The sequence below is a fragment of the Sphingomonas kyeonggiensis genome, assembly GCF_014204495.1.
GTDB classification, from domain to species: domain Bacteria; phylum Pseudomonadota; class Alphaproteobacteria; order Sphingomonadales; family Sphingomonadaceae; genus Sphingomonas; species Sphingomonas kyeonggiensis_A.
The window spans coordinates 1,605,071-1,612,604 of sequence record NZ_JACHLN010000001.1; the positions used below are offsets into that span (position 1 = coordinate 1,605,071).

The following is a 7,534-nucleotide window of genomic DNA, read 5'->3' on the forward strand; positions in this document are numbered from 1 at the left end:
TTCTCTTGGGCAGCGGCCTGTGCAGGCGCAACACAAGAAATATGCGGGAAACGCGAAACTATGTCCCGCCGCTGGATACGTTTCCACGATATGATTACCGCGCGCAACAATCCTCGGGATGCCGTAGCGTTCCGTGGGGCGTGGGTGTCGAACTCCCTCTCCCGCAAAAGCGGTAGAGGGCATGGAAGGCCTCCCCCGTTGCGGCAAACCCGCAACCGGCCTATTGGCGCGCGCCAATATGGCACGCATCGAAACGCCCGCCCGCATCCGCGGCTTCCAGGATATCTTCGGCGAGGATCAGCGCCGGTTCGCGCATGTCGTCGATACGTTCGATCGCATCCGTCGTCTTTACTGTTTCCAGCGCGTCGAAATGCCGGTGCTCGAATCGACTGCGGTTTTCTCGCGCTCGATGGGCGAGACCAGCGATGTCGTCTCCAAGGAGATGTATACCTTCGCGCCCGGCGAGGACGAGGACGGCACGGTGACGATGCGCCCTGAGTTCACCGCCGGCATCTGCCGCGCCTTCATCACCAATGGCTGGCAGCAGCACACCCCGCTCAAGCTGGTGACCAGCGGCGCGGCGTTCCGTCGCGAGCGCCCGCAAAAGGGCCGCTACCGCCAGTTTCACCAGATCGACGCCGAAGTGCTGGGTGTTGCCGAGCCCTCGGCCGATGTCGAACTGCTCGTGCTCGCCGACCAGCTGCTGCGCGCGCTCGGCATCGAGGACGTGACGCTTCAGCTCAACACGCTGGGCGATGCCGAGACGCGTGAAGCCTGGCGCACCGCGCTGGTCGCGCATTTCGAGCAGCACAGGGATCAGCTCAGCGAGGACAGCCTTGTCCGGCTCGAGAAGAACCCGATGCGCATCCTCGATTCGAAGGATCCGCGCGATCGCCCGATCGCCGACAGCGCGCCGGATATCGACGCCTATCTGACCGAGAGCGCCGCCGCCTTCTTCAAGGCAGTGACCGACGGGCTCGACGCGGCGGGCGTGCGGTGGACGCGCAACTCGCGTCTTGTGCGCGGGCTCGACTATTATCGCCACACCGCCTTCGAGTTCGTCACCAACAAGCTCGGCGCGCAGGGCACGGTGCTGGCCGGCGGCCGCTATGACGGGCTGGTCGGCAGCCTGGGCGGTCCCGAGACTCCGGGCGTGGGCTGGGCGGCCGGCATCGAACGGCTGGGGATGATGATCCCCGAGCCGGCGGCAGAGCGACCCGACGTTATAGTCGTTGCGGAAGAGGATGACGCAATTCCGGCCGCACTTGCTGCAATAACTAGACTGCGAAAGCGTGGTTGGTCTGCGAGTCTGGTTGCCGCAGGTTCGCCGCGCAAGCGCTTTGATAAGGCCGTTAAAGAGAAGCCGAGGGCTATCGAGTCAGTTCGATTGGTGGATGGGAAAATAGTCCGTCGTCTCAAGGTGCTTGAAGCAGATGCGCCTGAACTAGAAGAGAAGTTGCTGGCGCTGATTGAAGAAAGCACCGCGCGGTGAAGATTCCCGCCGACCGGATTGCCGCGATCGAGGCGCGGCGCGACGAGTTGCAGGCGCAGATGGCGACCGGCGATCTCTCCGGCGACAAGTTCGTCGCGGTGTCGAAGGAATATGCCGAGATCGAGCCGGTGGCGCTCGCCGCCGGCGAAGTCCGCCGCCTGCGCTCCGAAGCCGAATCGCTCGCGCTGATGGCGCAGGAGCCCGATGAGGAAATGCGTGCGCTCGCGGCGGAAGAGCTGCGTGCCAACGAAACCGCGCTGGCCGCGGCCGAGCGCGGGCTCGCGCTGTCGCTGCTGCCGCGCGATGCGGCCGATGCCCGCCCGGCGATGCTCGAAATCCGAGCCGGCGTCGGCGGCGACGAAGCGGCTTTGTTCGCTGGCGACCTGCTGCGCATGTACCAGCGCTATGCCGATCGCATGGGCTGGAAGATCGAGCTGATCTCCGCCTCCGATTCGGAGTTCGGCGGCTACAAGGAAGTCGTGCTCAGCGTCACCGGCACCGGCGTGTTCGCCAAGCTCAAGTTCGAAAGCGGCGTCCACCGCGTCCAGCGCGTGCCGGCGACCGAAGCGGGCGGGCGCATCCACACCTCGGCGGCGACGGTGGCGGTGCTGCCCGAGGCCGAGGACGCCGACATCAAGATCGACGACAAGGATTTGCGCATCGACATCTTCCGGGCCTCGGGGCCGGGCGGGCAGGGCGTCAACACCACCGATTCGGCGGTGCGCATCACGCACTTGCCCACCGGCACGATCGTCATCCAGCAGGACGAGCGCTCGCAGATCAAGAACAAGGCCAAGGCGATGAAGGTGCTGCGCACCCGCCTCTACGAGCGCGAGCGCGATCGGCTGGCCTCGGAGCGCTCGGGCGCGCGTGCCTCGATGGTCGGCTCGGGCGATCGCTCGGAGCGCATCCGCACGTATAATTTCCCCCAGGGGCGGGTCACCGATCACCGCATCAACCTGACCCTTCACCGCCTGCCCGAAGTGATGGAAGGCGAGCTCGACGAACTGATCGGCGCGCTGATCGCCCAGGACGAAGCGGATCGACTGGCCCAGCTCGACGGGTAATCCTCTCAACTCCCCTCCCTGCAAGGGAGGGGCGGGGGTGGGTTGGAAAAGGCCGGGCTCGATGCCCGGCCTTTTCTGTTCCGGCGCGACCTTCTTGATCGTCATTCCGGTCCCCAACCCCGTCATCCCCGCGCAGGCGGGGATCCAGGGTAGCTCGGGATAAACGCGGAAATCGGACCTCCGCTTGCCGGAGATCGCAAGGCGAGCCGCACCGCCATCGCCCCTTGGCTCTGGATCCCCGCCTGCGCGGGGATGACGCTATTGTTGAGCGAGGGGGGATGCTCTCGGCGCGTCACCCCTCTGGCAATGTAGGAAATCTTCTGCTTCGGTCCCGGCATGACCCGCGCCGCGAAAATCCGGATCGATCCCTTGCCCCAGCGTCCCTCCCGCACCCGCGTGGCGTATCAAGGGATTCAACATTTTCCGGTTGCCGGCTCTAAGCGGGAGGCGCGGCATGCCCTCTCCTGATCCCCGACCCGAGGCGCCGTCGGCGGCAAATGGCAGGAGCGTGCGCGTCGGCCTCAACGAAGCCGCCCGCACGCTGGAGCCCGTCTCCGATTCGCCCCGGCTCGATGCCGAACTGCTGATGGCGCATGCGCTCGGCGTGACCCGGGAAGCGATGATCCTGCGCCATATCGGCGATCCGGTCCCTGGAGGGTTCGAATCCCTCCTCCAACGCCGCCTGGCACATGAACCCGTCGCCTATATCACCGGCAGCCGGGCCTTCTGGACGATCGAGCTGGCGGTGGGGCCGGGGGTATTGATCCCGCGTCCGGACAGCGAAACGCTGCTCGAGGCGGCGCTCGAATATTTCGGGGCGCGGTCGCCGGCGCGCATCCTCGACCTGGGTACCGGGCCGGGCACCTTGCTGCTGGCGGCGCTGGCCGAATGGCCCGAGGCGCAGGGGCTGGGCGTGGACGCGTCCGAGGTCGCGCTCGACTATGCCCAGCGCAATGCCGATGCGCTGGGGCTGGCCGATCGCGCCGGCTTCCAGCGCGGCGACTGGGCGCAGGGGCTGGAGGCGCGATTCGACCTGGTCCTGGCGAATCCCCCCTATATCGGCACCGTGGAGGATCTGCCCGAGCAGGTCCGCCGCTATGAGCCGGGCTCGGCCTTGTTCGCGGGTGCGGAAGGGCTCGACGATTATCTGCGGATCATCCCCGATCTGCGCCGGCTGCTGGCGCCGGGCGGCGCGGCGGTGCTGGAGATCGGCTGGACTCAGGCCGAACCCGTATCCGCGATTGCCCGGAAGTGCGGTTTCGCGGTGACGCTGTACAAGGATCTTGGCGGGCGTCCGCGGGCGTTGCTGCTGACTTGAAACGACGCGAAAACGACACATATTTCTGCTTGGACATTAGTGCTGCACCGGCTAAGACAGCGACGGGGTAGGGCACTTTCAACCAAGAAGTTGAAGCTTGGGCCGTGAAGAACGCACAGCCCCGATTCAGGTCATGATAGCCGCTGCAGTCCGGTGGCCATGGCAGGCGAGTTGCGCCTCCCGAGGCGTTGACGCGCATTTGTAAACTGCATCCGGGACCCAGGAATTGGACCGACGGACAGCGTAAACAAGACAGGACATACAGACCTTGATGAACAATCGTCAGGCCGGCCGCCGTCGTGGTCGTGGCGGGCAGCAGCAGCGCCAGGGTGGCAACCCCGGCCAGGGTAACGGGAATCGCATCGACAACCGTGCGCGCGGCAACGCCGCCCAGCTGCTCGAGAAGTACAAGAATCTGGCGCGCGACGCTCAGATGCAGGGCGATCGGGTCAACACCGAATATTATCTCCAGTTCGCGGATCACTATTTCCGCGTGCTGAGCGAGAGCCGGTCGCGCTTCGAGGAGCAGAACCAGCAGCAGCGCCGCAACCGCGATGATTTCGACAGCGACGACGAGGATTTCGACGTCGAGGCCGATGGCAACCGCGCCGAGGATGGCGACGACCAGCCCGAGCAGCGTGCCCAGCAGCAGCCGCGTCGCGAGCGTGAAGGCCGCGGTGATCGCGAGGGTCGCCAGGAGCGGTCGGAGCGTCAGCCCCGCCGCGAGCGCGAGCAGCGCAACGGTCACGCCAACGGCAATGGCTATGCCAATGGCCATGGTGCCGAGGGTGAGGGCGACGCCGCCGAGGCGGTCGAAGCCCAGGCGCCCCGCGAGGAGCAGGCTCCGCGTCGTGCGCGTCGCCCGCGCCGCGAGGAAGCCCAGGCCGAGGAAAGCCATGCGATCGACGCCGCGGTGCTCCCGCCCGCGCTCGGCGTAAGCGATGCGGCCCCGGCCGAGGCCGCGGAAGAGCCGGCCAAGAAGCCGCGCCGCCCCCGCGCCCGCAAGGACGCCGAAGCGACGGCCTGATTGGTGATACCGAAATCGGCGGCTGGGCTCGGGCTCAGTCGCCGATTTCGATTTGGTCGCGCAGCAAGTCCTCCACCTGCGCGTCATGCCCGGTCCCGGAGCTGAGGAACATCAGTCCCATCAGCGCGGCGCCGAGCAGGATCGTGAAGAACACGCCGAGTGCGGTGGCCAGGGCCAGGGTGAAGTTCAGCCAGCCCAGCCAGTGCCAGAGGATCAGCACCGAAAGCACCGCCACCGCGGCGGCAACCAGTGCCATCCGCGCCAGGACGCGGCGATAGCGCCCCCAGGCGAAGGCAGCATATTCCGGATCGTCCAGGCCCCGGGGCGCTTCCATCTTTTGCAATTGGGGACGATTCGTGGGACACACAAGCGCCTCAACCCGAACGAGGAGTCGAGCGATGACAATCGCGGCAATCCTGGGTGGCAAAGGGCGTGACGTTGTCTCGGTCGATGGTGACAGCACCGTAGCCGATGCCGTTTCGCTGCTTGCGGGCAAGCGCATTGGCGCCGTGCCCGTGATGGTCGGCAATGCCGTGGCCGGCATCTTCTCCGAACGTGACGTGATCTACTGCCTCGAACGCGACGGCGCGGCGGCGCTCGCCCGCAAGGTCAGCGAAGTGATGACCGCCCCGGCGATCACCGTTTCGCCGGACGAGGGCGTGCTTGCCGCACTGGCGCTGATGACGCGCAGGCGCATCCGCCATCTGCCGGTGGTCGAGGGTGGCACCTGTATTGGCTTCATTTCGATCGGCGACCTGGTGAAGTACCGGATCGAGCGGATCGAATCCGAAGCCGATGCGATGCGCGCCTATATCCAGGCGGTCTAGGCGCCGCGGTTGCGGACGAGGTTGATCGAGTCGACCAGCATCCGCCGGGCGAACAGGAACAGCAGCCCGGCATAGGCGAGCCCGCCGGCGGCGACCAGCAGCGCCAGACGGAGAAGTTCGGGCACCGGAGGGAGCAAGGCGTCGAGGCCGGTGACAATCAATGCCATTGCCCCGGCGGCGAGCGCCGACGGCGCGATCGCCTCGACCAGTGTGCCGAATTTTACGCCGATCACCGGCAGCGTCCGCCAGGTCGAGAGCGCGAGATAGAGCGGGTAGGCGGCGAACCAGGCGGCGACGAGCCCCATCACTCCCCAGTGCACGCCGATCAGGAAGGCGATCGGCAGGCAGAGCGCGCCCGTCATGGAATTCTGCGCGCTGATCCCGGGGCGCCCACAGGCATCGCTGGCCGGGGCGAAGAGTACCTGCAGCGTCATCATCGGCATGGCGAGCGCGAGCCAGTGCACCACCGGCACCGCTTCCATCCATTTCGGGCCGAGCGCGACCGCGACCAGCGGCTCGGCCGTGGCAGCCATGCCGAGATAGAAGGGCATGGCGACCAGCATCACCAGCCGGACCGACTTGGTGAAGGCGGCGCCAACTGCGGCCTTGTCGTCCTTCAATCGGGCATAGGCGGAGAAGGCGACTTCGTTGAGCGGTGGCACGAATTTCGAGACGAAGATCTGGGTGAGGAACAGGCTGGTCGTATAGATGCCCAGCATGTGCGGATCGAACAGGCGGCCGGCGATGAACACATCGGCCTGACTCTGCGCGAACCAGAAGATCTGGCCGGTGGCCATCACGCCACCATAACGGGCGATGTCGCCGGCGCCGCGAAAGTCGAAGCTCGGCCACATATAGGAGCGCGCGGCGATGGTCATGCCGATGGCACGAGTGGCGAACAGCGCGATCGGCGCGGCGACCAGCGTCCAGACGCCCATGCCGGCGAGTGCGCCGGCGAGCGCGGTGATGGCTCCTGCGAGCGCCGAGACGAAGTTGACCAGCGCCTGCCTGCGGAAGTCCATCTCCCGCGAGAGCAGTGCTTGGGGCAGGGCGATGAACGGCGTCGCTATATATAGAAGCGCCTGAACCCGGAGCAGGTCGGCGACCATCGGCTGGCGATAATAGGCGGCGGCGGCAGGCGCGGCGAGGTATTGCAGGCCGCCCAGGGCGAAGTTGAGCAGGATCAACATGCCGAACAGCTGGCGCTGGGCGTGGCGCCCCGCGTCCTCGCGCTGGATCAATGCGCTGGCGAGACCGTAGCCATTGAGCATGTTGAGCAGCACCAGGATCACCTGGGTCATCGCGAACAGGCCATAGGCCGAAGGGCCGAGCAGCCGGATGACGATGAAGGTCGAGGCCCAGGTGAGCAGCTGCCCGAAGATCTGGGTGCCCGAACGCCAGATGACGGCGCTGCGTACCTGCTGGCGCAGGCTGGTGCCTTGGGTCTCGGAAGTGGCCAGCACGGGTTCGCTCATACGCGCGCTATGCGCCCGTTCGCCTTTATGCCGCGTAAACCGTCGAGAAGGCCGCATTTGCGTGCATGGCTATGCAACCGAGCAGCCGTTCGAGTCGGGAATCGAGGCCCGGATCGATGAATCGCGCAGGTTCGACCGCCGGAGGGCCTGTTTGGGCGGCTCAAGGCGCCTGATTCCCGCTGATTCTGGGTCGTGATTCGGATGGTTTGGGGATGATTCGGGGTTTGAGGCGAGGGTTTGCGGACCTTCAAAATGGTGCTAAAGTGTTGATATTGAGTGGTTTGTGGTTCCTGTTTCGAAAAAAAGACAGAAAGTTACAGATGGCTGT

Annotated in this window: 7 protein-coding genes; 5 read left to right on the plus strand and 2 right to left on the minus strand. The window is 66.0% G+C overall.

Annotated elements, in window-relative coordinates:
• Positions 1-238 precede the first annotated feature (238 nt).
• From hisS to HNP52_RS07890, 4 genes are all read left to right on the plus strand, one after another.
• A complete protein-coding gene (gene hisS, locus HNP52_RS07875) occupies positions 239-1,492 on the plus strand; it encodes a histidine--tRNA ligase (RefSeq protein ID WP_184164792.1) in 1,254 nt (417 codons plus the stop codon).
• Positions 1,489-2,559, plus strand: a complete 1,071-nt coding sequence (prfA, locus tag HNP52_RS07880) for a peptide chain release factor 1 (protein WP_184164795.1) — start codon at positions 1,489-1,491, stop codon at positions 2,557-2,559. The genes hisS and prfA overlap by 4 nt, the downstream gene beginning before the upstream one ends.
• Before the next feature lie 454 nt (positions 2,560-3,013).
• Positions 3,014-3,877 carry a peptide chain release factor N(5)-glutamine methyltransferase gene (gene prmC / locus HNP52_RS07885; protein WP_184164798.1) on the plus strand — a complete coding sequence of 288 codons (864 nt, stop codon included), beginning with the start codon at positions 3,014-3,016 and terminating at the stop codon, positions 3,875-3,877.
• Between the two features lie 271 nt (positions 3,878-4,148).
• Complete coding sequence (locus HNP52_RS07890; RefSeq protein WP_184164801.1) at positions 4,149-4,904, plus strand: DUF4167 domain-containing protein; 756 nt, start codon at positions 4,149-4,151, stop codon at positions 4,902-4,904.
• A gap of 34 nt (positions 4,905-4,938) precedes the next feature.
• On the opposite strand, the gene HNP52_RS07895 is transcribed toward HNP52_RS07890, so the two are convergent.
• On the minus strand, positions 4,939-5,238 hold the full coding sequence (locus tag HNP52_RS07895; RefSeq protein ID WP_184164804.1) for a hypothetical protein: 300 nt from the start codon (positions 5,236-5,238) through the stop codon (positions 4,939-4,941).
• A gap of 64 nt (positions 5,239-5,302) precedes the next feature.
• On the opposite strand from HNP52_RS07895, the gene HNP52_RS07900 reads away from it, so the two are divergent.
• Entirely contained in the window at positions 5,303-5,731 is a 429-nt protein-coding gene (locus HNP52_RS07900) for a CBS domain-containing protein (protein WP_184164807.1), read from the plus strand.
• Here HNP52_RS07900 and HNP52_RS07905 read toward each other — a convergent pair.
• On the minus strand, positions 5,728-7,206 hold the full coding sequence (locus HNP52_RS07905) for a lipopolysaccharide biosynthesis protein (protein ID WP_184164809.1): 1,479 nt from the start codon (positions 7,204-7,206) through the stop codon (positions 5,728-5,730). The two genes, HNP52_RS07900 and HNP52_RS07905, sit on opposite strands and share 4 nt — an antisense overlap.
• Positions 7,207-7,534: the final 328 nt, after the last annotated feature.